Source organism: Haloterrigena salifodinae (genome assembly GCF_003977755.1).
In the GTDB taxonomy this organism is placed as follows: domain Archaea; phylum Halobacteriota; class Halobacteria; order Halobacteriales; family Natrialbaceae; genus Haloterrigena; species Haloterrigena salifodinae.
In genome coordinates, this window is record NZ_RQWN01000002.1 from 890822 (window position 1) to 915564 (window position 24743).

Consider the following 24743-nt stretch of genomic DNA (forward strand, 5'->3'; position numbering starts at 1 on the left):
TGGAGCAACGGATCTCCCATGAGCGACGCAGACGGGACGTGGGTGAGCCTCTTCTCGGGCGGCAAGGACTCCTCGTGGGCGCTGTACCGGGCCCTCGAGACGGGACGCGACGTCTCTCACCTCGTAACGGTCCACCCAACGGGCGACTCGTACATGTACCACGTGCCAGCGACGGAACTGGCGGCGCTGGCCGCCGAGAGCATCGGGATTCCGCTGATCGACGTCGAACCCGACGACTTCGAGGCCGCCGCCGCCGCGGACTCCGGCGCGCAGGGCGACGACGAACTCGAGCCGCTCGAGGCCGCCTTGACCGACCTCGACGCGGACCTCGAGGGCGGCATCGCCGGCGTCACCGCGGGCGCTGTCGAGAGCGAGTACCAGACCAGCCGCATTCAGGGAATGTGCGACCGGCTGGGCTGCGAGCTGTTCGCCCCCCTCTGGCAGGAAGACCCCCGAGAGCTCGCCGACGCGATGCTCGAGGCCGACTTCGAGATCGCGATCATCCAGGTCGCCGCCCACGGACTCGATGAGTCGTGGCTCGGCCGGACGCTCGATCATGAGGCGCTCGAGGAACTCGAGGCGCTCAACGAGGAGTACGGCGTCCACATCCTCGGGGAGGGCGGCGAGTTCGAGACGCTGGTCGTTGATGGACCACACATGGATCGGCAGATCGGCCTCGAGTACGAGAAAGAGTGGGACGGGACTCGCGGGCGATTGCGGATTACGGATGCGCGGCTCGAGTAGCGAAGTACGGACGCCCCTCGAGTAGCGAACTGTAGCGAGCGGCGGCGTTCGAGGGGAGGTTTCAATAGGGTCTGCCCGACTGGTTCCACCGATGAACGTCTTCCTCGGCATCGACGCGGGCACGCGGAACGTCAAGGTCGTCGCGTACGACCGCGAGGGGAGTGCGGTGGCGACGGCGTCGGCGTCCCAGTCGGTCGTCACTCCGGAACCCGGCCGGGCCGAACAGGAGATGGACGCGGTGTGGTCGGTAACCGCCGAGACGATCCAAACAGTGGTGGCGGAACTCGAGGCCCGCGAGGACGACGCGGAGATCGAAGCCGTCGGCCTCACGGGGCAGGGCGACGGCTGCTGGCTGATCGACGGCGACGGCGAGCCCGTCCGGAACGCTATCCTTTGGTCGGACAGCCGCGCGGCGCCGATCGTCGAGGACTGGGCGCGCGACGGCACCCTCGAGACGCTGGCCGAGATCTGCGGCTCGCGTCCGTATCCGGGAATGAGTCTGCCCGTGTTGCGGTGGCTGGCCGACGAAGAACCCGCGGCCCTCGAGCGAGCGACGACGGCGTTTTCCTGTACGGACTGGCTCGCGTACTCGCTGACCGGCGAGCGCGGTACCGACACCACCGAGGCGACGGTGCCGTTGCTCGACCGCGAGACGACCGCGTTCGAGCCGGCCGTCTTCGAAGCGGTCGGGCTCCCGGAACGAGCGTCGCTGATTCCGGACCTCCGCGCGCCGACGGACGTCGTCGGGACGGTCGCGGAGACGGCCGCCGGCGAAACCGGACTGCCCGCCGGGACGCCGGTCGTCACCGGGGCCATCGACGTCGCCGCGTCGGCGGTCGGCAGCGGCGCCGTCCGGCCGGGCGACGGCGCCGCCTCGATCGGTACCTCGCTGTTCACGCAGGTGATCGGCGACGGCCCCGGCGCGGAGCCGACGGCGATCGGGATGGCGCTGGGAATCGACGACCGGTGGACCACCGCGATCGGCTCGAACGCCGGCACGCGGACCCTCGAGTGGGTCCGATCGGCGATCGCCGACGGCGCGTCGTTCGACGACCTCGAGGAGTTGGCTCGGTCGGCCCCGGCGGGAAGCGACGGGCTGCTCTACCTGCCGTATCTGAGCGAGACCGGCGAGCGCGGACCGTTCACCGATCCTGACGCCCGGGCGGGGTTCCTCGGTCTCTCACCGACCCACGGGACCGCCCACCTCGTTCGGAGCGCCTACGAGGGGCTGACGCTGGCCCTGCGGGACTGCGTGGACCACCTCCCCGCCGACCCCGATCGGATCGCCCTGAGCGGGGGCGGCACTCGATCGTCGCTGCTCTGCCAGCTCGTCGCCGACTGCACGGGGACCGAGATCGTCGTCCCGACGAACGACGAACCGGGGGCGACGGGCGCCGCGGCGTTCGCCGCCGTCGGCGTGGGCGCGTACCCGAACCTCGAGGCCGCGACCGACGCGCTCGCGGGCGATCGAACCCGGTACGCGCCGCGGCCGTCGACCGCCGGGACGTACGACGAGCTGTACGCCGCCTACCGCGACGCACGCACGGACATGGCGCCGATCTGGGATTCGCAGGCCGCCTTTCGGACGTCCACGGACGCGGCGGGAACGGAACCGACGGCCGACCCGGACGCGGAGTGAGTCCAACTGGTTTCACCTGACGGGCGAATTTCTTTGCGTCTCGTCGGTGACGTCGCTGACGGCATGATCGAATCCCAGCGCGACCTGTTCGTCCGCGAACTGCGCGAACTGTACCACATCGAACGGGAACTCGAGGACCTCCAGTCGGAGCTGGCCGAGGCGGCGACCGACGAGGACATCGAGGAGTACTACATGGCCCACAGCGAGACCACGTCCGAGCAGATCGGGCGACTCGAAACGCTGTTCGACGCCGTGCAGGAAGAGCCCGGGGCGCTCGAGAGCCCCTCGCTGGCGGGGCTGCGCGAGGACCGCGAGGAGATCGTTCAGGATGTCGAAGACCCGCATCTCGGCGACCTCGTCGAGACGGAACTCGGCCGCGGGATCGAGCGCCTCGAGATCACGAAACTCGAGACGCTGCTGACGCTGGCCGACCGGATGGACCTGCCGAACGAGGTCGTCGACCCGCTCGAGCAGACGAAAGCCGAGGCCGAGAACGGACTCGAGAACGTCCGGACGTTGACGGCCTGAGTCGCCGCCACGGACTCGCCTGGGGAATGACCGCCCGTCAGAGAGGATGCATGGTACGACAGATATGTATGGAGACGGAACTGCCATCAGATTTCCTAGCACTTTTCGTGTAGCTAAACCGCCGTTCTATCTACGAGGACGGCAATGCGGGTGCCTGGTCCCGCGTTAGCTCGCTGCCAGAACAATTTTATAGTGTTACTGACTTTCACGAATAGAATGCAATCGAGACGAACGGTGCTTCGAGCGACGGCCGGGGGGACGAGCGTCGGGCTGCTGGCTGCGCTCGCCGGCTGTAGCGACGAAACCAGTACGGACGGGGAGAACGGGGACGAAGACGACAAAGCGGAAAACGGCGGTGGGACCGAGACCGAGACCGACGTACTCGCGTACACCGATTGGACCTACGATCCCGACGAGTTGTCCAGAGACTCGATCGTCGCCATGGAGATGGATCTCAACGCGCTCCTCGAGGCGGATCCGTCGTACGCGGAGGAGTTCCGTTCGGACCTGACGGAGCGCTACCACGAGAGCCTCGAAGCCGAGGAGATCGACGCCGTCGTCAGCGCGGGCGCCGCCGAGATTCTCGCCGGCTCGTTCGATCCCGGGGCGGTCATCAACGAAATGTCGGTGTCCGAGGCGGAGGGCTACGGGGGATTCGACCTCTACGACGAGGAGGAGTCGTCCGTCACCGTCGCGACCGACGGGGAGTATCTCATCAGATCGGAGCCGAGCACCTACCAGTCGTTCAGCGCCAGCGAGGAGATCGAACTCTTGATCGATACCAACGCCGGGGACGCGGCTCGACTCGCCGACGAGAGCGATCTCTTCGCGCAGCTCTCCGACGGGGACGCCGACGGCGACATGGAGTTCGTCCACGTACAGAGCGAGTCGTTCGCCGAAAGCGCGTCCGACGATGCGGTCGTCGCGAGACGCGAGACGGCAACGGTCGAGAGCACAGGGACGACCATCGAGCAACGCGATCTGTACAAGAGCGAAGCCGGGATCGACCGCGACGAAATCGAATCGCAGTATCAGTCGGCGGACGTCGAGCTGGACGACATCTCTCAGGACGGTCGACTCGTGACGATCGTGTTTGAGATGTCGACCGACGAGTATCTGAACACCAGCAGCTAACGCGCTCGGCCCGATTCGGTCCAAACTCGAGGGGAGAAATTCTCGGCGTGAATCGACGCGATTCCGTTCTCTTCCTAGTCGCCCGGTAGTATTCGTCCGGTCCGAGACGGTCAGCCGTCGCTCGAGCCCGTCTATTCGCAGTCGGTCACAGCGGTGGCCGGCGAGCCGTGGACCTCGAGGACGGCCGCGCGGTCGTCGGCGTCCGTGGCCGTCCACCACGCGAGCCGGTCGATTTCGAGCGCGGAGTACGACGACTCGAGGGCCAGCCACTCGCCGGACGCGATCGTCCGGAGATCGCTCGCGGTGTCCAGCGGCGACGACTCGAGGTCGTCGGCGACGGCGTCGATCAGCCGGACGACGGTCGGATCCGCCCTGATCGTCTCGACGCCCGCGAGCTGGCGCAGGTACTGGAAGGTTGCGGGGCCGACGCCGGCGATAGAACCGATCGGGTCCTCGTCGTAGCGGTAGTGGTCCGCCGTTTCCGCCCAGCCGATCAGCGCCGAGCGATCGTCGGCCGCCGGCCGAGTTGCGAGCGCGGCCGCGGCCTCGAGCAGAACGCGTCGCTTGCGCTGGGCGCCGACGGCCGCGACGAGGGTGTCGTCCTCGGGATCGACGGCGGCGAGGTCAGCCAGCGACTCGATCCGATCGGTCGCGACGAACGCCTCGCGGAACCGCTCGACGGTTGGTTTCACGCCGGCGAGAAAGCGCTGGCCGGTCGTTGACGCGGCCGCCTCTGCGAGCAACAGCCGCGGATCGTCGCCGGTCCAGCGGCGGCGCTTGCGGAAGGCGACTGCGAGTTGCTCGTAGGGAACGCCCTCGGCGTACCGGTCGAGAACCGACTGAACCGTCCGTGACATGCGCTTCGTCGACACACATCTCACGGGAGACTGATAGCTGTATCGACCAGTTCACTCCGAAATTGAGGTTCGGTCGTCCGGGACCCACTATCCAGCGACCGTTTCGCCGTTCAGGCGGTCGACGCGTCGGTTACTCTCCGTGGTGGTTCGTAATCGTCGTGTGGGCGCCGATGAGCGCACCCGCGAGATCCAACTCCTCGAGGTGGGTGCCCTCGTCGATGATCGAGCGACGGATGTCGGCGTCCCGGACCGTCGCGTCGGGGAAGATCACGGCGTGGTCGAGATCGGTGTTCTCGAGGGTGACGTCGCCCATGACGTGGACGTTGTCGCCGACCGAAGCGTTCTCGAGGGTCGCAGAGTCGGCGACAAGCGAGTCGCCGTCGAGGTGCCAGCCGACGGCGTCGAGGTAGCTCTCGGGGGTGCCGATGTCGTACCAGGCGCCGTCGAAGGTGTAGGCGTAGGTCGCTTCCCGGTTCTGGAGCCACTGAATGAACCAGCCCGGCTCGTCGGGGTTGTTCCCCTCCTCGAGGTACGTGGGAAACAGGGACAGCGAGTCCTGCGGGAACGCGTAACAGGCGATCGAGACGAGCGTGCTGTTGGGATCGTCGGGCTTCTCCTGGAAGTCGACGACGCGCTCGTCCTCGAGTTCGACCAGGCCGTAGGATTTGGCCTTCTCGCGGGAGCCGACGTCGTAGGCGGCCAGCGTCGGCGTACCGTGGTCCTCGAAGTAGTCCACGAAGTCCGCGACGTCGAAGCTGATCAGGTTGTCGCCGGCGATGACCAGCAGATCGTCGTCGACGTTCTCGCGGTCGATCAGCTGCGCGAGTGCGCCGACGACGCCGAACTTGTCGTCTTCCTCGGTCGTATCCTCAACCGACAGCCGCGGCTTCTCGAACTCGCTGTCGGCGAGGTGGGCTTCGAAATCGGGGGCGAACCGCTCGTTGGTGCTGACGAAGACCTCGTCGATCCGGTCGTCAGCCTCGAGTTCGGCGAAGATGCGATCGATGACGGTGGAGTCACCGATCGGGAGGAACATCTTGGGTCGGTGTTTCGTGATCGGCCACATTCGAGTCGCGTACCCGCCGGCGAGGACCACGGCTTTCATGGCTCGTCATTCATCTGCCTGTGATAAGTGGTTTACCCTTTCAGAGACCGCCTCGCCGTCGTCGGATTCCGGCGTCGAACGCGACCGTCGTTCGAGGTGGACGACCGACAGGCTAACGGTCGGACGGCCGCTTTTCGGATGTATGCGCGAGGCCGACGAAACGACGCGACAGCGACTCGCCGACGCTCTCCGAGACGATCCCGCGACGCCAAGCGAACTCGCGGTCCGGCTCGATCTGACGCCGGAATCGGTGGTTCGCCACGCCGAACACGTCTCCCGATCGATCGGTGGGAACGACGCGGACGAACAGTTACTTGTCGCACCGCCGATGTGTCGGGACTGCGGCTTCGACGATTTCGACGACCTCCTGAACCTCCCCTCGCGGTGTCCCAACTGCAAGAGCGAGTCGGTCACCGAACCGACCCTGACGATCGAGTAATCGAAACAGTCCCGAGACGGCGAGAGTCACCCCAGGCGAGGGAATCTGGGACGGATTCGATACTAATATTTACTGTGCTCCCGAGAAATCGGTACAGACCCTCGAGCGAACGGATGGTTGATCCGCTGTCCCATCGGCGCCTGCGACCGTTCTCGTCCCTCCGATGCAGGCGTCCGTCCGTTTCAAGAGGACATGGAGGCTACGAATGACTGCCACACCCAACTCCGAGTCCGACTGTGTCGACTTCGTGCTGGCAGTCCTCGACGAACTCGAGGGCTGTGACGCGTCAGCCGAGACGGTCGACGACGCGTTCGGACTACTGGCCGCTCAGCGCCGCCGACTACTGTTGTCGGTGATGCGCACCTACGGCGAGTCGCTGACGCTGCCCGACGCCGCCGAGGAGGTCGCCGTCCGGGAAACCGGCTGCCAGGTTCCGAACATCTCCGCCGAGCGCGTCCACGAGATCTATCTCTCGCTGTATCACGACCACCTGCCGCGACTGGTCGACGCCGGCCTGCTCGAGTACGACCAGGAGCGCGACCTCGTCGTCCCGATTGGCCTCGAGTAGCCGGCCACGTACTCGGGAAACCCCGGAGAGTACCGAACGGGACTATATTTTGACGTTGGAACTCGAGGAGAGATCGCCGCCGTCGTCGACCGGTCCCGCGCCGACGTACTCGTAGTCGTCGTCGGTCAGGTAGACGTCGCCGTCGTCGACCGTCACCTCGAGATCGGTGAGGTAAGCGCCCTCGCAGGGGCCGTACGTACACTCCCCGGAGTCGGCGTCGAAGTAGGCGCCGTGGTTGGCACAGACGAGTTCCCCGCTTCGCATCGGGGCGCCCGACCCCTTGTCGATCTTGATGTGGGTGAGATGCTGGCAGTAGTTTAGCCAGCAGGCGAGTCGGTCTGCCTCGGGCTCGCCGTCGGTTCCGTCGTCGCCGTTTTCGGTGGCCACGAGAATCGCCTCCCGCTCGCCGTCGGAGTCGTCGGTCACCCGGAAGAGCACCGTCGAATCCGTCGGCACGTCCTCGAGCGCGGTGATCCGTTGGGACGCGTTCATCGCCCGCTCGGTTACCAGTCCGCCGTCGTGAACGTTTCGATCGCGCGAACGTCTGACGCAGATTTAACATCCCGAGTGCCAAACGACGGCTATGGACTCCCTTCTCATCTACGGCTCCTACGGCTACACCGGCCGACTGATCGCCCGCGAAGCCGTCTCTCGAGGAGGGTCCCCCGTCGTCGCCGGTCGCAACGGTCGCGCAGTCTCCCGGCAGGCGGACGAACTCGGCGTCGAAGGGCGAACCTTCGATCTGAGCGACGCCGCGGACGTCGCTGCCCACCTTCGGTCGTTCGACGCCGTGTTGAACTGCGCCGGGCCGTTCGTGAACACGGTTGATCCCCTCGTGGATGCCTGTCTCGAGACCGACACCCACTACCTCGACATCAGTGGCGAGTTCCAGGCGTTCGAACGGCTCCGTCGCCGAAACGAGGCGGCCCGGGCAGCGGGAATCACGCTCCTACCCGGGGTCGGCTTCGACGTCGTTCCCACCGACTGCTTGGCGTCGTTTCTCCACTCGCAGCTGCCGGAGGCGACCGCCCTCTCGCTGGGAATCAAGGGCGGCGGCGGGCTCTCTCGTGGCACCGCCCGGACGTTCGTCGAACACCTCGGCGACGACGGCGTCGTTCGGCGCAACGGCCGACTCATCAAGGTCCCGATGGCCTACCGGAGCCGCGAGATCGACTTCGGCGACGGCCCCGAACACGCCGTCACGATTCCGTGGGGAGACGTCGTCACCGCCGCCCACAGCACGGGCATCGACTCGATCGAAGTCTACGCGGCCGCGCCGTCGTGGGCGACCCGCGCGCTCTCGGCTGTCGATTCGCTGGGCTGGCTGCTCGAGCGCCGACCGGTCGAAGCCGCGCTCGAGCGCCTCGTCGACGCTCGAATCGACGGTCCCGACGACGCGGCCCGCTCGACCGGCGCCGCGACCGTCTGGGGCGAGGCCGTCGACGAGACGACCGGGCGTCGCGCCCGCGCCCGGCTCCGGGCCCCGAACCCCTACGCGCTGACGGCCGAGGCCGCGGTGAGCGCCGCCAAACGCGTTATCGACGGGAATAAGCGGAGCCGGAGCAGTCGCGGTCGCCTGCCGGTCGGCTTTCAGACGCCCTCCTCGGCGTTCGATTCCGATTTCGTTCTCGAACTTTCCGGAACCGAGCGCGAACTCCTCGAGGCGCCGGCCGAGTCGGCCGAACCCGAACGGTCCGCCCTCGAGTCCGACTGACGATCTGTCTCGAGTGCGACGACTGGGTCAGTCCTCGCTCGGCGCGCTGCCGCGCTCGTTCATCATTGTCTGCGTTCGTTCGACCCAGCTGCCCCGATAGTAGCCGATGGCGACGTAGCCCATCGCCCAGACGTAGAAGACGACGATGGAGGCGTACACCGCCGGCATTCCGTAGTCGAGATAGATCCCGCCGACGGCTGAGACGCCGAGCATGCCGACAGCCATCCCCGAGACGCGGGCGATAAAGGGCGTCCGCGTGTCGCTGCCGCTGGTGAGCGCCCCCGAGAGCACGACGTAGAGGATGGTGGCCGGCGCCGCGAGGGCGTACGCGCGAGCGAAGCCGGCCGCGTAGCCGATCGTCGACGGATCGTCGGTAAAGACGCCGACGATCCCCTCGGCGCCGACGAAAATCGCGCCACCGAGCGAGCCGACGGTTAGGAGTCCGAGCGCGGCCGCGGCCCACCCGTTGTACCGCGCGCCCGCCGGATCTCCGTCGCCGAGCGTCTGCCCGACGACGATGCTCGTGCCGGTCCGATACCCCCGCGAGAGCGGGCTGGTCAGTTGCTGGTAGACCCGCCGGCCGATCTGGTAGGCCGCGTTGACGTCCGTCCCGAAGACCAGCAGGATCGAGTTGAACGGGAACTCGAGGACGGTCGTCACCAGCCCCTCCGCGATGCGCGGGGCGCTGATCGCGAGCAGTTGCTTCGTGACCGTCCACTGGCGGGGGCGGACGAAGTTCGCCGGCGTCCACGGCCCGCGGATCGCGGCGACGAGCGCGAGCGCGGAGAAGACGTTGCCGAAGGCGGTCGCGATACCGACGCCGAGGATGTGGAGCCGTGGGGCGGGCCCTAGTCCCAACCCGAGGACGAGCGTGCCGACGATGTTGAGGCCGTTCGAGACGACGTTGAGGTACATCGGCGTCCGCGTGTCGCCAGCCCCCTGAATCGAGCGCGCGGCGACCAGCGCCACGTGGCGGGCGGGGCTGGTCGCGAAGATGATCGCGAGGTAGAGCCCGCCCATGCGGGCCACTTCGGGCTCGGCGCCCAGTACGCCGATCGCCCGCTCGCCGACGAGAACACCGAACAGCACGAACGGGAGCCCGGCGACCGCGCCGAGCAGTATCGCCTGCGTGATCGCCTCGTCGCGATTGCCCGTCGCGCCGCTGCCCGTGTCCTGACTCGAGAGGGCGATGACGCCGCTGCCGAGGCCGAGCCCGATTCGAAGCGGCAGTCGCGCATAGAGGTCCGCCAACCCAACGGCCGCGACCGCTGCAGGCGAGAACAGCCCGGTGACGACGACGTCGGTCGTCCGCATCATCGTCCGGAGGAACTGTTCGATCATCACCGGCCACGAGAGGTCGAACACGCGCCGCCAGACGGCAAACAACCGCCGTCGTCCTCCGGGGAGCACGCTTCTAAATTCGGAGCGTCCGAGGCTTGAACTTGTTGCAATCGGTACTCGAGGGAACGTCCGCTCACTCGAGACGGCGCGACGGCAGTGTGGTTCGCGACACACTTATCAGATTGCTATCCGAAGTGATACCCGAAAAATGAGCGAGTGGATCGTCCGGAACGTCGCGCTCTCGTTCGCGTGCTGGGCGATTGTCGCCTTCCTTTTCCTCGGCGGTCTCGAGGTCCTCGTCTTCGGTCGGTTCGAACCCCTCGAGTACGTTGGCCAGATAATCGGGTCCGGAATCGGGTTGACGATCGCGATTCCGCCGCTTCCGTTGCGGACCGCCGACGCGTAAGGCAGCCGCGATCCCCGCGCGGAGCTAGCTCGACGAGTAACAGACTCGCTCGACGCGCTCGTCGTACAGCCACGAGAGTCGCTCCGTTACGGGGCCGCCGCCGATCGTCCGCCCGTCGAGCGCCGCGATCGGACGTAGCTCCCAGGTCCGGTTCGTCAGAAACGCCTCATCGGCCTCGAGCACGTCCGCGAGGTCATATCGTCCCTCCTGAGTCGGAATTCCGTTCTCGGCGGCCAGTTCGAGGACGATCTCGCGGGTGATCCCCGGTAGCACGTCCCCGTCGGTCGTCGGCGTGTGGAGGGCGCCGTCGCGGACGAAAAACAGGTTGCTCGTCGCACCCTCCGCGACCGCCCCCTCGAGGTCGCACATGAGCGCTTCATCCGCTGCCACACCATCCTCGTTCTCGTTACCGGCCCCGCTCTCGCGTAGTTCCGCGCGCGCAAGGATTCCGTTCAGGTAGTTGTGCGTCTTCGCCCCAGCCGGGATCGCCTCGTCAGGCACTCGGCGCGTCTCGATGGAGCGGACGGTCGCAGGCTCCACCCAGACCGACTCACCCTCGAGCCCCCCGCGAGGGAGCGGTTTGGCGTAAACGACCACCATCGGATCGACCTCGGGCTGCGGGGTGAGTTTTCCCGGCTGGATGCCACGCGTGATCGAGAGCCGCACGTAGGCGTCCGCGAGGTCGTTCGCGGCGAGGGTCGCGTCGATCCGCTCGCGGAGGTCAGCCTCGGTCAGGCCGTGTGCGAGCGACAGGGCATCGCAGGTGGACTCGAGGCGCTCGAAGTGGCGCTCCCACGCGAAGACCGTCCCGCCGTAGGCCCGCATGGTCTCGAAGGCGGCGTCGCCGTACCGGAAGCCTCGGTCGTCGACGCTGACGGTCGCCTCGCTCGCGGGGACGATCTCGCCGTCGACGTGGTAGTAGTGGTCGGCGTCAGTCATCCTGCGTCTCCCCGCTCTTCCGCTCTGCCGTCGCTTCCGCGGCGAACCGACAGAAGTTCGCGACCATGCGCTTTCCGACCCGCAGCGAGATGCCGTCGTCGCCGGCCGCGTCGTTGTGGCCCCGCGTCAGGATGCTCTCGGGGTGGAACTGGACGCCGACGTGGGGCTTCTCGCGGTGACGGACCGCCATCAGCACGCCGCGCTCGTCGGTCGTCCGCGCCGTCTCGAGCAGCGAATCGGGTAGGTCCGCGCGGTCGACCGCCAGCGAGTGATACCGCCCGACTTGGAACGTCTCCGGTAATTCCGCGAAGATTCCGTCTCCATCGTGTTCGACCGCCGAGGGCTTGCCGTGGACGACGTGGGGCGCGTGCACCACCGGCGCGCCGTTGGCCGCACAGAGGGCTTGGTGGCCGAGACAGACGCCCAGAATCGGATACTCCGTCTCGGCGAACAGCGGGATCGAGATGCCGGCCTCCTCCGGCGTTCCCGGTCCCGGCGAGACGACGATTCCTGTGGGATCGATCGACTCGAGATCGGCGAGATCGATCTCGTCGTTGCGCCGGACCACGACCTCGTCGGCGACCTCGCCGACGTACTGGACGAGGTTATACGCGAACGAATCGTAGTTGTCGACCACCAGCAACCGTTTGCTGCGGTCACTCGCTGGCGCTCGTTCCCGGGTGCCGCGTCCGTCACTCATCCTGCTCACCTTCGCTCTCGGCCTCGAGCGCCATTCTGGCCCGCTCGCCCAGCGCCTCGTCGACGGCCGCGATCAGCGCGCGGGCCTTGTCGAGGGTCTCGTCGTACTCGCGGTAGGGGTCGGAGTCGTGGACGATCCCGGCGCCGACGCGGAGGTGGTACTCCGCGGCGTGGCGGACGAGCGTCCGAATGATAATGTTCAGCGTCGCTTGCCCGTCGAAGCCGAAGATACCGACGCTACCCGTGTAGGGCCCCCGTCGGGTCGCCTCGAGTTCGTCGATGATCTCCATCGTCCGCGGCTTCGGCGCGCCGGTGATCGTACCGCCCGGGAAGACCGCCGCGATAGCGTCGGCCAGCGATTCGTCGTCGCGCAACTGCCCGGTCACGTTCGAGACGAGGTGCATCACCTCCGAGTAGCGATCGATCCGGCGGTACTCGTCGACCGCCACGGAGCCGTACTCGCAGACCTTCCCGAGGTCGTTGCGCTCTAAATCGACCAGCATCGCGTGTTCGGCGCGCTCCTTCTCGTCGCTCAGGAGGTCCTCCTCGAGTTCTCGGTCGTCTTCGGCCGTCTCGCCGCGCGGTCGCGTGCCCGCGATGGGTTCCGTCCGGACGAAGTCGCCATTTCGTTCCAGTAATAGCTCAGGACTCGCACTCACCAGATCGGCCGCGCGCAACTCGAGGAGCCCCGAGTACGGCGCGGGGTTGACCCGTCGGAGGGCGCCGTAGGCCGCGACGGGGTGGACCGCCGCGGGGGCGACCAGCCGCTGGGAGACGTTCGTCTGAAAGGTATCGCCGTCTCGGACGTACTCCTTGACCCGGCGGACGCGCTCAGCGAACGCCTCGCGGCCGCAGTCGCTCTCGAACGTCGCTTCGGACGTCGCCACCGACGGCTCGCCGACCGCCGGATCGCCTTCGAGGGCGGCCCGCGCGAGCTCGAGCGCTCGGTCGCGGCCGCGTTCGTAGACCGCCTCGAGCCCCTCGTCGGAGTCGCCGTCGTCGACCGCGACTCGCGGGCAAGCCGTCACCCGCAGCGTCACCGCACCGTCGTCGGTCGGCGCTTCCCAGGCCGCCAGCCGGTCGTAGACGGCGACCTCGAGGCGGGGCAGCCCCCGATCGTCGATTGCTGATTCGGGAAGGGACTCGAGTTCGCGGGCGACGTCGTAGGAGAGCCAGCCGATCGCCCCGCAGGGGTAGGGAACCGAACAGTCGCCGCGAACTAGCCGATCACTCTCGAGGAGTCCCTCGAGGGCGGCCAGCGTCGGAGAATCGCCGTCGTCCGTTCGTGCGACCGCGTCCGGCCCGACCGTCAGCCGGTCGACGGGGTCGACGCCGAAGTAGCCCCAGCCAGGCTGGCCGCCGGTCGTCTCGAGGAAGGCACCGCCAGAATCGGAATCGCGCGCTCGTCGATAGGCGAGAAACGGATCGTCGACGGCGACGCGAGCTTCGATCGGAATTCGAACGCCGGACGCCCGTGGCGTCGCGTCGTCGGGTGGCGCGTCATCGGTCGGCGTGGCGTCGCCACCCTCGAGTCGCTCGCGGGCGGCGGCTCGAAACGACGCGAGCGAAGTGACGACGCGCGGATCGCTCATGCCTCTCGGAAGGGGGCGAGAGCCTAATCCTCTTGCGGTTTCGAGAGTGGCGGAAAACGAGAGTGCCGAGAGCGGCCGTCGGGAGAGCGGGGGTTTCGAACGGCCGAGCGTGGGGAGAGGGCTCGTCGACTAGCGAACGTCCGCTCTGTCGATCCAGCCCTGAATGCGCTTTTCGGAGATATCGGTCTGTTCGGACAGGTCGGCGGCGTCGGCGGCGGCGAGTTCGCCGACCGTTTCAACGCCGGCGGCGGCGAGGCGGTCCGCGTAGGCGGGGCCGATCCCTTTGATCGAGTCGACCGGCTCCTTGGTGGCTTCGTCGTCTGTCGCCTCCGTCGGTTCGGCCGCCGTCTCCGAGTCCGTTTCTGGGGATTCGTCGGCCGTCTTTGGTTCGGCGGGTTCCTCGTCGGATTCCGCGGCGGCCGCCGGTTCCGACTCCGTTTCCGGTTCGGTCGTCGCATCCGCGTCGGTCGATTCCTCGTCCGCCGCGTCGGTCGAGGCGTCCGGTTCCGCCTCCTTGATGGCGGCATCCGCGGTGCTGTCGGGCAGGTCCTCGACGTCCGCCGTTTTGTCTTCCGCGTCGGAGGCGGTCGCCTCTTCCACTTCGGAGTCGTCGACCGACGACGCGGCCGATTCGTCGGCTGTCGATTCGTCGGCGTCGACGGCCGACTCCTCGGTGTCGACGGACGGTTCGTCGGACTCGACGGCCGGCTCCTCAGTTCCGGCGACCGTTTCGTCCGTGACGCTCGTCGAACTCGAGGGCGCCGGCGTTTCCGTTGCCGGCGCCGTCTCCGTTTCCGGTTCGGTCTCGGTCGGTTCGGCGTCGGCCTCGTCCTCCCGCGACCCTTCCCGTTCGACCGTTACCCCGACCTCTCGACCGCGTCCTCGCTCCGGGTCCGAATCACCGAACCCGAGCAGCGACTTCAGCTTTTGGAGGATTGCCATTATGGCGATATAGTCGGCTCCCTCACTTAAATTCGCCTGATACTCGGATCTCGGCCGCCGATTCCGGCCGTAGACCCGGCTCAGAGCCGATCACGAAGCGCCGCGTTCATCGCGTCGACCGGCGCCTCCCGCCCGGTCCAGAGCTCGAACGCTTCGACGCCCTGATAGAGCAACATCCACGCGCCGTCGACGGTCGTCGCCCCGGCCGCGGCCGCGTCCCGCAGGAGTCGCGTCTCGAGCGGCCGGTACACCGCGTCCAGCACGGCCAGGTCGCTGTGGAGCGCGGCGGCCGGCACCGGCGTCTCGTCTTCCTCCATTCCGACGCTGGTAGCGTTGACGAGCACGTCGGCGTCGGCAAGCAGGTCGGCGAGCGTATCGGCCTCGAGGCCGTGGCCCGTCGCGCCCGGCACCTCGTCGGCGAGGTCGCGGGCCGTCGACGCGGTCCGGTTGGCGATTTCGACCGTCGCGCCCGCGTCTGCGAGGCCGAAGGCGACGGCTCGGCCGGCGCCGCCGGCGCCGACGACGACCGCGCGTGCGCCGTCGACCGTCACGCCGTGATCTTGTAGGGCGCGCAGGGCGCCGACCGCGTCGGTGTTGTGGCCCGTCGGCGCACCCTCGCCGGTGAAGTCGATCGTGTTGACGGCGCCGATCCGTGTCGCCAGGTCGTCCGCCTCGACGCAGTCGAGGACGTCCTGCTTGAAGGGGATCGTCACGTTCAGTCCCGTGATACCCAGCGCTTCGGCGCCGTCGATCGCGTCCTCGATCTCCGAGGGCTCGGGCTCGAAGGTAACGTAGCGAGCCTCGAGGCCGAGTTCCTCGTACGCGGCGTCGTGCATCGGCGGCGATAGCGAGTGTCCGACCGGGTTACCGAGCAACCCGAAGACGTCCATAGCCATACTCCACAGTCGCGCGGAGGGGACTATAATCGGTGCGACTTCGACGCCTCGAGTCCGCCGTTCGGATCGACTGTCGCCGTTCGCGCGGCGATCGGTCACCGGCCCCCACACGCCGCTCGCTTCCGGATCGTTTTTGAACGGCTCGCGAGTAGCCGCCGCTATGCTTTCCGGGATCCCGCTCTATCTCGCGCTCCTTGCGGCCGGTATCGTTGCGCTCTACGGCGGCGCGGAACTCCTCGTCGCAGGCGCCGGTCGACTCGCGCTCGGGATCGGCCTCCGAGCAGCGACCGTCGGCGTGACGGTGGTCGCCTTCGCGACGACCGCGCCGGAACTGTTCGTCTCGACGATCGGCGCGTTGAACGTCTCGACCGACATCGGCCTCGGCGCGGTCATCGGCTCGAACATCGCCAACATCGGACTGGTGCTCGGTATCTCCGCGCTCATCAAACCCCTGCAGGTCAGTTCGATCGTCATGCGCCGGCACGTCCCGTTCATGGTGTTCGCGGCGATACTGCTGGTCGCCCTCGGCGCCAACGGGACGATCGGCCGCCTCGAGGGCGCGGTCTTCCTGCTGGTTCTGGCCGGCTTCACCGGCTACCTGCTCTACTACGTCAACGCCAACCCGGCGCCGATGATGGACGATCCGGACGCCGGAGACGGGATCTCGCCCCGGGACGTCGCGCTCGTCGGCGGCGGACTGATCGCGCTCGTCGCCGGATCGCGGTGGCTGGTCTCCGGTGGCACCGGGCTGCTCTCGGCGCTCGGCTTTTCGGACCTCTTTATCGGCCTGACGGTGCTCGCGCTCGGCACCTCGCTGCCGGAGCTGGCGGCGTCGGTCGTCAGCGCCGTCCGCGGCGAGACCGCGTTCTCCATCGGCAACGTCGTCGGCTCGAACATCTACAACATCCTCGCGGTGCTGGGGATCGTCGCCCTGATCACGCCGATCGATATCGCCTCGAGCACGCTCCGGCTCGAACTCCCATTCCTGATCGTCTTCACGGTCTTGCTGGTCGCGATGATGGGGTACGGACGGCGGCTCACGCGACGCGACGGCGCCGCGCTCGTCGTCGGATACGGCGCGTTCATCTACTTGCTCCTTCCCTGATCGATGCGCGGTCGATCGACCGGTTCGCGAGTGGCCTCGACGCCAGTCTCCGATTCATCCGTTAGCCGCGGAAAAACGTGGCCGGAAGTACCGCGACGATGACGACGGCAACGACGACATCCAAGACGAGCGCACCGAACTCCGAAAGGAACCGCTACGACGCTACCGCGATTCCGATACCGACGATAACCGCGAGTGTGTTGGACGTTTCGAAGCGATTGTCACCCACTGTACTCACCACAAATTAAGTTGACAGTGTGGTTTTGCGATACTCAATCGAACCACTCACAGGCGGCGTAGTCGTTGGACCGTCGTCTCGAGCCCTCGTCACCAGCGTGGCAGCGACAGCTAAAGCGGTAGCGGTGTCGATTCCGCGTCCGGGAGCTCGTCGGCACACCGAGACTGCAGGCGGTCCAGCCGCGGCCCGACGTGTTCGCGGACGAGCCGTACCAGCGCGTTCTCCGAACCGTCGCCGGTGATGGCGGCCGTCCCCGCCGGCGCCGACGGCTCGTCGGCGCGTGTGACGAGCAGCACGCGCTCGCGATCGGCGAAGACGACGTGTCCGTGGTTGATCCGTCCGGCGGGGAAGTTCAGCCAGTCGCACTGAGGCTCGCAGATGGTCGCCTCGGGAACGGCCGACCTGACGGTATCCCGAACGCGGGGCGACCGCGAGCCGACGTAGACGTCGACCCCGCGGTCGGCGGCGGCCCGCCAGCGCTCGAGACAGCGCCGCCCGAGCAGCCCCGTGTCGGGCACCGTCACGACTAGTTCCTCCTCGGCGTTGTCCGCGATCTCGCAGCTCTTGGCGACGACGGTTTCGGTCCCTTCGAGCGTCCGGCAGGCGCCCGCGCTCAGCGACCCGTCGACAGATTCGCTCTCCTCGTCGACGCCGTCTTTCTCCAACCGGTCCCCGCGCAGAAGGGAGCACACGTCCGCGAGCGGCCCTTCGGCTAGCCACTCGGCTCGCCACAGAGCCGCGTCGGTCTCGATCGAGGCGGCTCCGTCCGCCCGATCGTACGCGACGAGACCGGCGTTCTCGAGCGCGGGCAGATCGTCGTGGACGAGTTGCGTCTCGACCGGCGCCCGCGCGGATTCGTCGACGTCGACGAGTCGCGTTTCCTCGCTGTGCGCCACGAGGATCGCTGCGAGGTCCGCGACGGCGAACCCGTCGGGGTGTCTCGCGAGGATGCGACAGATCTCGCGGCGGCGGGCGGGACCCAACGTCTCAAGCGTTCGGTTCACCCGCTGTTCGTCCCAGTCCTGTCCCCCGGTCGGGTTCTCGAGCAGGAACGTCACCCAGTCGGTGTCGAACAGCGACCGCCCGGCGAGGGCGATCCGCTGCGTTCCGTCGGTGGCTGGTTCCTCGACCAGCAACTCGGCCTCGAGCAGTCGGGGGACGTGGTTGTGAACGAGTTCGATGTGCGCGGTCCGGACTTGCTCGTCGGTGACGATCGGCGAAGCGTGTTCGCGGACGGCCACTTCCGTCGCGAGTGTTTCCAGCGACGTGGGCTCCTGCCGGTCGTAGAGGACCGAAAGGAGATACCGCCGTCGGGGGGCGGAGAGGCCATCGAATGCGACGGTTGTTCCTTCGAGAGCAGTGCGGGAATTCATTGAACGATAAAGACAGTCGATGCTGGAAAGGACTGTACCAGCGTGCTCTGGTATGACTGAGAGATACCGCGACGGAATTTGCTCATTCTCCCCGTAGAGGGCCGTTCCCGCCCTCGAAGTATGCCGTGAGTAACTTCGCCTGAGCGACCCGGAGGTGCTGGTGGAACGTCTGGCGGGCGATCCCAAGCCGATCGGCGATCTCGCCGGCGTCGCTGCTTCGCGTCGGCCATTCGAAGTAGCCGCCGTAGAAGGCCACCTCGAGGGCCGTCCGCTGTTTCTCGGTCAACTCCTCGGCGACCCGGCGGCGGAAGTCGCCGCCGGTCTCGACGGGCCGCTCGACGGTCCGTTTCGACACGAACTCCGCCTCGGGATAGGCCACGGTGACGGCGTCGACGAGGTCGCGGATCTCGATGTCGGGACTGGTCTGGACGACGGTCGTCGAGACACCGCGGTCGGCGACTCTTGAGCGCACCCGTGCCCCGTAATCCGCGAGCAAGCCAGTGATCGTCGCCCCGGCGACGACAACCTCCCAGTGGCTTTCGTCCCCGTCGGTGTCGACCGCCCGGAGCTCCTCGACCACGTCGTAGTCGGCCACGACCGACCGGACCCTGTCGGGATCGGCGCCGGCGACGGTCACGTAGTGGACGAACTGCTCGTCAGTCAGCGGCAACACGTGATCGATCGAGAACCGGCAGTCGAGGCGGGCCGAGCAGTCGACGTAGATGTCCCGCCGGTCGGTGGACTCGAACTCGAGTTCGACGACGGTATCCTGATAGAGGAGTCGCCGGACTGCCATCGCGTTGATCGCGTGGCCGATCGTGCCGCCGAACTCCTGGAGGACCTCCCGTTCGCGGTCGGTAAACGCTGCGGACTCGGCGGCGCCGACGACGAGCAGCCCGTAGGTGCGACCGCTCGCGGTGATCGGGACGACCGCGACCGCGCCGTAGTCGCGCTCGCGAGCGTCGCGGCGCCAGTCGTCGACGTCGCTCTCGCGGAGGCCGTGATAACACCGTACAGACTCCGTCTTGAGCGCCGATTCAAGCGACTCGTCACCGGGCTCGACGAACGACGGAAGGACGGTCTCGACCGCGCTCGCGTCGATCCCGTCCCACACCTGGGGCTCCCAGAGCTGCCGGTCGCTCGTCACGGCCCGATCGACGCGACCGATGGCGGCGAAGCGGTAGGCCGCCGCGTCGGCGAACGTCTCGACGATCGCGGATTCGATCTCGTCGCGGGTCTCGGCGGTGACCATCGCCTCGTCGATCGTCCTGATCGTCGCGTTGAGCCGCTCTAACCGCTCGAGTTCCCGCTCACGGGCCTTGCGGCCGGTGATGTCGCGGCCGACGCCGGTAAAGCCCAGGACGGAGCCGGTGTCGTCGGTGATCCGTGCGCTGTTGAACTCGTAGGGAACGATCTCGCCGTCGTTCGTCAGTATCCCTCCCTCGGCCGTGACGCGGTCGCCGTCCTCGAGGATTCGTTCGATGGCGTTGGCAATGTGGTCGCGGTCAGACGGGGCGATGAACTCGAGCGGGTGCATGCCCTCGAGTTCGTCGGGGTCGTAGCCCGTCGCCTGTTCGAACCGATCGTTCCAGTGGATCAGGTTCTGCTCGGTGTCGTAGGCGTAGAGCATGTCCGGCTGAGCCTCGAAGATGCTCTCGGTGAGCGCCTTCTCCTCGCGGAGTTCCCGCTCGCGGGCCTCGCGTTCGCTGACGTCGCGACCGACGCCGGTAAAGCCCAGGACGGTGCCGGTGTCGTCGGTGATCCGGGACGTGTTGAACTCGTAGGGGATCCGACGACCGTCTTTCGTGAGCAGGTCCGCTTCGACGGAGACGTACGCCGCTTCCTCGAGGATCCGCTGGATCCCGTCGGCGATGCGCTCGCGGTGTTCCGGTACGACGAACTCGGTGGGCCCCATCTCGGCCAGTTCCGACGCCGTGTATCCTGTCACCTCCAGAACGCGGTCGTTCCACTCGAGGAAGTTCCCCTCTGCGTCGAAGGCGTAGACGACGTCCGGTTGGGCCTCGAAGATGCTCTCCGCGAACGCCTTCTCCTCGCGGAGGGTCCGTTCGCGTTCGTACTCGTCGGTCCGGTCCTGGAGGAAGCTCGCGTAGGCCACGACGTCGCCGGCCGACTCGTCCGCGCCACGCGAGGTCGCGTCGGGGTCGAACGCCCCCGAGTCGGCGATCTCGTTCTCCCGAACCGGGACGATCACCTCGCGAGCCCGGAACCGGCTGCCGTCGCTCCGGCGGCGCCAGCCCTCGTCTTCGACGCGCCCCTCGGTGCGTGCACGCTCGAGTATCTGCGCCGGCCGACCGGTCGTGCGCTCTTCGGACGGGAAGAAGATCCGGTAGTGGCGACCCACGACCTCGGCTTCCTCGTATCCCGTGAGCGCTCGGACGCTCTCGTTCCACGTGGCGACGCGACCGTCCCCATCGAGTATCGAGACGGCGTAGTTGGGGAGGCGCGTCGCCAGCCGGCGAACGTCGAGAGTGAACTCGGGGCGGTCGTCGCCGTCCGATCCGGTCGTCGTTCCGTTCGTCTCGCCGTCGCATTCCGGAGGAGAGTCTGTCATTGGTTGGCTGGTGTGTTCAGAACACGTTCGGTCCGGCCGTGTTCGGCCCGGTGGTTCCCGTTACCAGTTACCATTCGGAGCGCGGAAAAACCGACGGTGACCTGTGCCACGTACTTATACTGGTCTTCGAATATCGTTATAAGAGTCCGGTATCGAAACGAGGCGCGACGACAGTCCCGGGTGGCAGCCGGTCGACCGAGTGAGCGACCGTTGGCTCCGTTATTTGCCGAAACGGTCGCACGCCCAGACGAACCGGACGGACAGAAGCGACTCACACCTCGAGTTGGGAAAACGCTCCCCGAATCGACGGCCGGATCCCGCGGATCCGACTCGAAAACGCAGACTATTCGTCCGCTCGGTACCGACGCTCTCGCGTGATCGCTATCGTCGAGAGCCGGGCCGACCGCGCGTCGGTCCACGTCTGCGACCAGCTCCGCGACCTCGCCGACTGGGAGGCCCTCGAGGACGGCTCCCGGCCCGACGCCGACGGCGGCGGGACCTACTACCGACTCGAGGGCGCCGAACTCCGGTCGTTCGAGGACTTCCACCTCGAACTCGAGTCCCCGGTCGACGCCTTCGACTGCGACCCCGACCTACTGGTCTTCGCCTCGCGCCACTCCGGCGACACGGGACCGCTGCTGACGGGCCACTTCACGGGGAACTTCGGCCCCGCAGAGTTCGGCGGCGAGCCCAACGCCGTCGCCGACGCGTGTCCGAACGCGCTGGCGCGCCTGCTCGAGGCCTTCAACGAGCACGCCCCCGAGGGGTACGACGTCGGCATGGAGTGTACCCACCACGGTCCCACCGACGTCGGCTGTCCCTCCCTGTTCGCGGAACTGGGCAGCGGCGACGAGCAGTGGGACGACCCCGCGGGCGCCGAGGCGGTCGCCCGCGCGATTCTCGACCTCCGCGGCATCGACCCTCACCGCGGTCGGCAAGTCGTCGGCTTCGGCGGCAACCACTATGCGCCGCGGTTCGAGCGTGTCGTCCGCGAAACCAAGTGGGCGGTCGGCCACGTCGCGGCCGATTGGGCGCTCGAGGCGATGGACCACCCGACGACCCACCGCGACGTACTCGACGCCGCGTTTGCGGCCAGCGAGACAGCGGTAGCCCTCGTCGACGGCGAGTGGCCGGTTCTCGAGGAGACGCTCGAGGACCTGGGATACCGGCTCGTCAGCGAGACCTGGCTCCGCGAGGTGGACGATCGACCGCTCGAGTTAGTCGACGCCGTCGAGGCGAATCTCGGGCGCATCGACGACGGAATTCGATTCGGCGACCGACGCACGGACGCGTTCGACGTCGTCGACCTGCCGGCCGAACTGGTCGCCGCCGCACAGGGGATCGATCCCGACCGCGTGCGAGAGATCGTCGAATCGAACGCCGTCGCCTTCGCCACCGAGAACGGCGGTAGTCGCGTCGGGTCGCGCGCCGCGGTTCCGGCCGCGGACGAGGCGGCCGTCCGCGAGACCATCGTCGCGGCGCTCGCGGTCGTCCTCGAGGAGAAGTACGACGACGTGATCGTTGCGGACGACGCGGTCGTCGCCGAGCGGACGGCGTTCGATCCCGAACTCGCGCGCGAGATCGGCGTTCCCGAGGGGCCGAAGTTCGGCGCGCTCGCCGACGGCGAGCCCGTCACCGTCGACGGTGAAACGGTCAGTCCGCAGAGAGTTCGGCGTCAACAAACCGATCGGTTCCCGAAGTAACCGGACAGAACGAACGCAGTAAGCGCCGGTTACTGCACCCGGGGACGGGATTCGTGGAATCGGGTAGGTGATAGATACCCTTCCCGGATTGTGTCAGACATGCGGCTGACGTGTAGGGGAAAGGTAATTATGCTCCATCTTCTAGACAGTGCCAAGAATGGACTCCATCATCGACGATGCGATCGACGAGGCCGAAACCGGGGAGCAGTCCGAGATCCCCGACGACGCTCCACCCCAGGACGACCGGTCCGCGGGCGACGCGTCAGACGGCCACCGGACAGGGACGATGACCGACGACGAACTCGAGGACGTTCTCCAAGATCTCCAGACCGATATCACCGTCGTCGGCTGCGGCGGCGCCGGCGGGAACACGGTCAACCGCATGCACGAGGAGGGCATCCACGGCGCGAAACTCGTCGCTGCCAACACCGACGTCCAGCACCTCGTAGAGATCGAGGCCGACACCAAGATCCTCATGGGCGAGGAGAAGACCGGCGGCCGCGGCGCCGGCTCGCTCCCGCAGGTCGGCGAGGAGGCCGCCCTCGAGAGCCAGCAGGACATCTACGACGCCATCGACGGCTCCGACATGGTTTTCGTCACGGCGGGACTGGGCGGCGGGACCGGGACCGGTTCCGCGCCCGTCGTCGCCAAGGCCGCCCGCGAGGCCGGTGCGCTGACGATTTCGATCGTCACGACGCCCTTTACCGCGGAAGGAGAGGTCCGACGGACGAACGCCGAAGCGGGCCTCGAGCGCCTGCGCGACGTCTCGGACACCGTCATCGTCGTCCCCAACGACCGCCTGCTCGACTCGGTCGGCAAACTGCCCGTCCGACAGGCGTTCAAGGTCTCAGACGAGGTGCTGATGCGTAGCGTCAAGGGTATCACGGAACTGATCACCAAGCCCGGCCTCGTCAACCTCGACTTCGCCGACGTTCGCACCGTCATGGAACGCGGCGGCGTCGCCATGATCGGTCTCGGGGAATCCGACTCCGAGGCCAAAGCCGAGGACTCGGTCAAGACCGCGCTGCGCTCCCCGCTGCTGGACGTCGACATCTCCGGCGCGAGCTCCGCGCTGGTCAACGTCACCGGCGGCAACGACATGGCCATTGAGGAGGCCGAGGGCGTCGTCGAGGAGATCTACGACCGGATCGATCCCGACGCGCGCATCATCTGGGGGACCTCGATCGACGAGAGCCTCGAGGGCAGCATGCGGACGATGATCGTCGTCACCGGCGTTGAGTCGCCACAGATCTACGGCCGCCCCGACGAGGAGACCGTCCAACCGGAGATGACCGGCCAGGCGGGCGGCGACGACATCGACTTCGTCGACTGACCGCGATCGCGAGCCGTTCGACCGCAGAGCGGATCGGGAGGGGAGTCCATCTTCACCACTTCTAGTCGTCTGTACTCGAGTTTCGGGGCCGTAGGCTGTGAGTGAGAACTGTGACAACTCCGCCCGAGCGGAGCACGCCGTCGGACTCGAGGAACACTCGTCGTACTCGCCTCAGCAGATCGGTTTCGGGTCGATTCCCATCTCGTCCAGCGAGCCCGCGTACGCGTCGTACGCGACCTCGACTACCTCCTCGGCCGCGTCTCGAGCGCGGTCCCAGTCTCCGTCCTCGTCGCAGACGTCCTCGAGTAGCTCAAGCGCCCGGTCGCCCTGCGCTGCCGTCTCGCTTCGCAGCTCCCGGAACTGATCGGCTCGGCGTTCGTCGCCCTCGTTGACGAAGAAGCTCACGACCTGCAGGTGGGTCCGCTCGCCGACCATCGACCGACCGACGAGTCCGCCGAGGCGGGAAGACGTGTCCTCGAGCGATCGGAGGGTCTCGTGCATCGGTCCGCCAGTCGCGTCGGCATCGGCGTCGGTCTCGCCCTCAAGCAGATCCGCGACCCGCTCGTAGTGGTCGCGCTCCTGATCGCGGAACTCGGCGAACAGTTCCTGTGCGTCCTCGTGATCCTCGTCGTCGGCCCAGCCCTCGAAGGTCTCCATCGCGGCGCGTTCGCCGTCGGCGACCGTTCGGAGGACCGTTTCGACCGTCAGATCGGCGTCGGTGAGCGCGACGAGCAGTTTGGACGACCCGAGTCGCTCGAGTTCGCTGTCCATCGACTCCTCGACCGCGTCCCGGAATCCGTCGGCGTTCATACCCCTTCGACACCACGGATCGTGTTGAACGTTGGTGGCGGTTCAGCGGGGCTGGTGGGGCACCCC

Annotated in this window: 23 protein-coding genes; 11 read left to right on the forward strand and 12 right to left on the reverse strand. The window is 67.4% G+C overall.

Annotated features, from left to right (window positions below; genetic code table 11):
* The first annotated feature begins 18 nt into the window (after positions 1 to 18).
* From EH209_RS13020 to EH209_RS13035, 4 genes are all read left to right on the forward strand, one after another.
* A complete protein-coding gene (locus tag EH209_RS13020) occupies positions 19 to 744 on the forward strand; it encodes a diphthine--ammonia ligase (protein WP_126663298.1) in 726 nt (241 codons plus the stop codon).
* Positions 745 to 835: 91 nt separating this feature from the next.
* Complete coding sequence (locus EH209_RS13025; RefSeq protein ID WP_126663299.1) at positions 836 to 2383, forward strand: FGGY-family carbohydrate kinase; 1548 nt, start codon at positions 836 to 838, stop codon at positions 2381 to 2383.
* Positions 2384 to 2446: 63 nt separating this feature from the next.
* A complete protein-coding gene (locus tag EH209_RS13030) occupies positions 2447 to 2911 on the forward strand; it encodes a YciE/YciF ferroxidase family protein (protein WP_126663300.1) in 465 nt (154 codons plus the stop codon).
* Positions 2912 to 3127: 216 nt separating this feature from the next.
* A complete protein-coding gene (locus EH209_RS13035) occupies positions 3128 to 4045 on the forward strand; it encodes a hypothetical protein (RefSeq protein ID WP_249038794.1) in 918 nt (305 codons plus the stop codon).
* Positions 4046 to 4176: 131 nt separating this feature from the next.
* Here the strand turns inward: EH209_RS13035 and EH209_RS13040 are convergent, their stop codons facing one another.
* The gene (locus tag EH209_RS13040; protein WP_126663301.1) at positions 4177 to 4902 is read right to left on the reverse strand and encodes a hypothetical protein; all 726 of its coding nucleotides are present in this window, start codon (positions 4900 to 4902) and stop codon (positions 4177 to 4179) included.
* 130 nt (positions 4903 to 5032) lie between these two features.
* Complete coding sequence (locus tag EH209_RS13045) at positions 5033 to 6007, reverse strand: sugar phosphate nucleotidyltransferase (RefSeq protein WP_126663302.1); 975 nt, start codon at positions 6005 to 6007, stop codon at positions 5033 to 5035.
* A 142-nt stretch (positions 6008 to 6149) separates the two neighbouring features.
* On the opposite strand from EH209_RS13045, the gene EH209_RS13050 reads away from it, so the two are divergent.
* Both EH209_RS13050 and EH209_RS13055 read left to right on the forward strand, forming a co-directional pair.
* Positions 6150 to 6446 (forward strand): transcriptional regulator, encoded by a 297-nt coding sequence (locus tag EH209_RS13050; protein WP_126663303.1) that lies wholly within the window; start codon positions 6150 to 6152, stop codon positions 6444 to 6446.
* Positions 6447 to 6651: 205 nt separating this feature from the next.
* Positions 6652 to 7014, forward strand: coding sequence for a DUF7344 domain-containing protein (locus EH209_RS13055; RefSeq protein WP_008896608.1), 363 nt, complete (start codon positions 6652 to 6654; stop codon positions 7012 to 7014).
* A 42-nt stretch (positions 7015 to 7056) separates the two neighbouring features.
* Here the strand turns inward: EH209_RS13055 and EH209_RS13060 are convergent, their stop codons facing one another.
* Positions 7057 to 7506: a Rieske (2Fe-2S) protein gene (locus tag EH209_RS13060; RefSeq protein ID WP_126663304.1), complete on the reverse strand. Its 450-nt coding sequence runs from the start codon at positions 7504 to 7506 to the stop codon at positions 7057 to 7059.
* A gap of 91 nt (positions 7507 to 7597) precedes the next feature.
* On the opposite strand from EH209_RS13060, the gene EH209_RS13065 reads away from it, so the two are divergent.
* Positions 7598 to 8728 carry a saccharopine dehydrogenase family protein gene (locus EH209_RS13065; RefSeq protein WP_126663305.1) on the forward strand — a complete coding sequence of 377 codons (1131 nt, stop codon included), beginning with the start codon at positions 7598 to 7600 and terminating at the stop codon, positions 8726 to 8728.
* 27 nt (positions 8729 to 8755) lie between these two features.
* Here the strand turns inward: EH209_RS13065 and EH209_RS13070 are convergent, their stop codons facing one another.
* Positions 8756 to 10069, reverse strand: a complete 1314-nt coding sequence (locus tag EH209_RS13070) for an MATE family efflux transporter (RefSeq protein WP_394343695.1) — start codon at positions 10067 to 10069, stop codon at positions 8756 to 8758.
* Positions 10070 to 10277: 208 nt separating this feature from the next.
* Between EH209_RS13070 and EH209_RS13075 the strand changes: the two genes are divergently transcribed.
* On the forward strand, positions 10278 to 10475 hold the full coding sequence (locus EH209_RS13075; RefSeq protein WP_126663307.1) for a hypothetical protein: 198 nt from the start codon (positions 10278 to 10280) through the stop codon (positions 10473 to 10475).
* Between the two features lie 24 nt (positions 10476 to 10499).
* On the opposite strand, the gene EH209_RS13080 is transcribed toward EH209_RS13075, so the two are convergent.
* The 5 genes from EH209_RS13080 to EH209_RS13100 form a co-directional block, all read right to left on the reverse strand.
* Positions 10500 to 11414: an aminotransferase class IV gene (locus EH209_RS13080; protein ID WP_126663308.1), complete on the reverse strand. Its 915-nt coding sequence runs from the start codon at positions 11412 to 11414 to the stop codon at positions 10500 to 10502.
* Positions 11407 to 12114 carry an anthranilate synthase component II gene (locus EH209_RS13085; protein WP_164722042.1) on the reverse strand — a complete coding sequence of 236 codons (708 nt, stop codon included), beginning with the start codon at positions 12112 to 12114 and terminating at the stop codon, positions 11407 to 11409. The genes EH209_RS13080 and EH209_RS13085 overlap by 8 nt, the downstream gene beginning before the upstream one ends.
* Positions 12107 to 13705, reverse strand: a complete 1599-nt coding sequence (pabB, locus tag EH209_RS13090; RefSeq protein WP_126663309.1) for an aminodeoxychorismate synthase, component I — start codon at positions 13703 to 13705, stop codon at positions 12107 to 12109. Before pabB ends, EH209_RS13085 begins: the two co-directional genes overlap by 8 nt.
* Positions 13706 to 13834: 129 nt before the next feature.
* The gene (locus EH209_RS13095; protein WP_126663310.1) at positions 13835 to 14647 is read right to left on the reverse strand and encodes a DUF4332 domain-containing protein; all 813 of its coding nucleotides are present in this window, start codon (positions 14645 to 14647) and stop codon (positions 13835 to 13837) included.
* Positions 14648 to 14727: 80 nt separating this feature from the next.
* Positions 14728 to 15537 carry a shikimate dehydrogenase gene (locus tag EH209_RS13100; RefSeq protein WP_126663603.1) on the reverse strand — a complete coding sequence of 270 codons (810 nt, stop codon included), beginning with the start codon at positions 15535 to 15537 and terminating at the stop codon, positions 14728 to 14730.
* A 166-nt stretch (positions 15538 to 15703) separates the two neighbouring features.
* On the opposite strand from EH209_RS13100, the gene EH209_RS13105 reads away from it, so the two are divergent.
* Positions 15704 to 16648 (forward strand): calcium/sodium antiporter, encoded by a 945-nt coding sequence (locus EH209_RS13105; protein WP_126663311.1) that lies wholly within the window; start codon positions 15704 to 15706, stop codon positions 16646 to 16648.
* A gap of 348 nt (positions 16649 to 16996) precedes the next feature.
* On the opposite strand, the gene EH209_RS13110 is transcribed toward EH209_RS13105, so the two are convergent.
* Together EH209_RS13110 and EH209_RS13115 are read right to left on the reverse strand one after the other, a co-directional pair.
* Positions 16997 to 18259, reverse strand: coding sequence for a DUF7344 domain-containing protein (locus tag EH209_RS13110; RefSeq protein ID WP_126663312.1), 1263 nt, complete (start codon positions 18257 to 18259; stop codon positions 16997 to 16999).
* Positions 18260 to 18341: 82 nt separating this feature from the next.
* Positions 18342 to 20831, reverse strand: coding sequence for a PAS domain S-box protein (locus EH209_RS13115; protein ID WP_126663313.1), 2490 nt, complete (start codon positions 20829 to 20831; stop codon positions 18342 to 18344).
* A gap of 374 nt (positions 20832 to 21205) precedes the next feature.
* Between EH209_RS13115 and EH209_RS13120 the strand changes: the two genes are divergently transcribed.
* Positions 21206 to 22534, forward strand: a complete 1329-nt coding sequence (locus EH209_RS13120) for a D-aminoacyl-tRNA deacylase (protein ID WP_126663314.1) — start codon at positions 21206 to 21208, stop codon at positions 22532 to 22534.
* A 157-nt stretch (positions 22535 to 22691) separates the two neighbouring features.
* A complete protein-coding gene (ftsZ, locus tag EH209_RS13125) occupies positions 22692 to 23867 on the forward strand; it encodes a cell division protein FtsZ (RefSeq protein WP_126663315.1) in 1176 nt (391 codons plus the stop codon).
* A gap of 171 nt (positions 23868 to 24038) precedes the next feature.
* On the opposite strand, the gene EH209_RS13130 is transcribed toward ftsZ, so the two are convergent.
* A complete protein-coding gene (locus EH209_RS13130; RefSeq protein WP_126663316.1) occupies positions 24039 to 24677 on the reverse strand; it encodes a rubrerythrin family protein in 639 nt (212 codons plus the stop codon).
* Positions 24678 to 24743 lie beyond the last annotated feature (66 nt).

Coding starts and splice junctions, on each gene's coding strand:
- EH209_RS13065 (WP_126663305.1), top strand. CDS start 7,598: ATGGACTCCCTTCTCATCTACGGCTCCTACGGCTACACCGGCCGACTG.
- EH209_RS13105 (WP_126663311.1), top strand. CDS start 15,704: ATGCTTTCCGGGATCCCGCTCTATCTCGCGCTCCTTGCGGCCGGTATC.
- EH209_RS13110 (WP_126663312.1), bottom strand. CDS start 18,259: ATGAATTCCCGCACTGCTCTCGAAGGAACAACCGTCGCATTCGATGGC.
- EH209_RS13100 (WP_126663603.1), bottom strand. CDS start 15,537: ATGGACGTCTTCGGGTTGCTCGGTAACCCGGTCGGACACTCGCTATCG.
- ftsZ (WP_126663315.1), top strand. CDS start 22,692: ATGGACTCCATCATCGACGATGCGATCGACGAGGCCGAAACCGGGGAG.
- EH209_RS13080 (WP_126663308.1), bottom strand. CDS start 11,414: ATGACTGACGCCGACCACTACTACCACGTCGACGGCGAGATCGTCCCC.
- EH209_RS13045 (WP_126663302.1), bottom strand. CDS start 6,007: ATGAAAGCCGTGGTCCTCGCCGGCGGGTACGCGACTCGAATGTGGCCG.
- EH209_RS13085 (WP_164722042.1), bottom strand. CDS start 12,114: ATGAGTGACGGACGCGGCACCCGGGAACGAGCGCCAGCGAGTGACCGC.
- EH209_RS13055 (WP_008896608.1), top strand. CDS start 6,652: ATGACTGCCACACCCAACTCCGAGTCCGACTGTGTCGACTTCGTGCTG.
- EH209_RS13130 (WP_126663316.1), bottom strand. CDS start 24,677: ATGAACGCCGACGGATTCCGGGACGCGGTCGAGGAGTCGATGGACAGC.
- EH209_RS13030 (WP_126663300.1), top strand. CDS start 2,447: ATGATCGAATCCCAGCGCGACCTGTTCGTCCGCGAACTGCGCGAACTG.
- pabB (WP_126663309.1), bottom strand. CDS start 13,705: ATGAGCGATCCGCGCGTCGTCACTTCGCTCGCGTCGTTTCGAGCCGCC.
- EH209_RS13035 (WP_249038794.1), top strand. CDS start 3,128: ATGCAATCGAGACGAACGGTGCTTCGAGCGACGGCCGGGGGGACGAGC.
- EH209_RS13070 (WP_394343695.1), bottom strand. CDS start 10,069: ATGATCGAACAGTTCCTCCGGACGATGATGCGGACGACCGACGTCGTC.
- EH209_RS13075 (WP_126663307.1), top strand. CDS start 10,278: ATGAGCGAGTGGATCGTCCGGAACGTCGCGCTCTCGTTCGCGTGCTGG.
- EH209_RS13095 (WP_126663310.1), bottom strand. CDS start 14,647: ATGGCAATCCTCCAAAAGCTGAAGTCGCTGCTCGGGTTCGGTGATTCG.
- EH209_RS13050 (WP_126663303.1), top strand. CDS start 6,150: ATGCGCGAGGCCGACGAAACGACGCGACAGCGACTCGCCGACGCTCTC.
- EH209_RS13025 (WP_126663299.1), top strand. CDS start 836: ATGAACGTCTTCCTCGGCATCGACGCGGGCACGCGGAACGTCAAGGTC.
- EH209_RS13060 (WP_126663304.1), bottom strand. CDS start 7,506: ATGAACGCGTCCCAACGGATCACCGCGCTCGAGGACGTGCCGACGGAT.
- EH209_RS13020 (WP_126663298.1), top strand. CDS start 19: ATGAGCGACGCAGACGGGACGTGGGTGAGCCTCTTCTCGGGCGGCAAG.
- EH209_RS13115 (WP_126663313.1), bottom strand. CDS start 20,831: ATGACAGACTCTCCTCCGGAATGCGACGGCGAGACGAACGGAACGACG.
- EH209_RS13040 (WP_126663301.1), bottom strand. CDS start 4,902: ATGTCACGGACGGTTCAGTCGGTTCTCGACCGGTACGCCGAGGGCGTT.